This is a genomic window from Marinobacter confluentis (assembly GCF_004785685.1).
GTDB lineage: Bacteria > Pseudomonadota > Gammaproteobacteria > Pseudomonadales > Oleiphilaceae > Marinobacter > Marinobacter confluentis.
The window spans coordinates 1-303 of the sequence record NZ_SRPF01000086.1 but is presented as its reverse complement, the minus strand read 5'-3'; the positions used below and the strand labels follow the sequence as shown (position 1 = coordinate 303).

Annotated in this window: 1 protein-coding gene and 1 pseudogene; one reads left to right on the top strand and one right to left on the bottom strand. The window is 50.8% G+C overall.

Features of this window, described 5'->3' with window-relative positions; all coding sequences use genetic code 11:
- Positions 1-125, bottom strand: a 125-nt coding sequence (locus E5Q11_RS18230) for a prepilin-type N-terminal cleavage/methylation domain-containing protein (protein WP_135804730.1), incomplete at its 3' end; no start/stop codon positions are given.
- Positions 126-159: 34 nt separating this feature from the next.
- Between E5Q11_RS18230 and E5Q11_RS18055 the strand changes: the two are divergent.
- Positions 160-303 (top strand): annotated as a pseudogene (locus E5Q11_RS18055) (GGDEF domain-containing protein); the annotation flags it as partial.

Below are 303 nucleotides of genomic sequence, written 5' to 3'. Positions count from 1 at the left end.
CTAGTGCTTTCAATCAGGCTTTGCCAGCCGGCGGTTGCTGCGGAGGCTATGATTACAGCAATGGTAATTGTGATCATCAGTTCTAGCAGAGTGAATCCGCTCTGCTTTAAGCGCTTTGGAATCATCCTTGAATCATTCTTGAATGGCAGACCATCCTGTCTCTACACCCTTGAAAACTGCCAGTTCTATCTGATCCTGCCATTCACACCGGAAGAAGGCGTAAGGGTGATTGCCGAACGCATCAGGCGCACCATTGCTGAAGAGCGATGGCCGGAGGTTGGAAAGGTTACCGTCAGCCTCGGT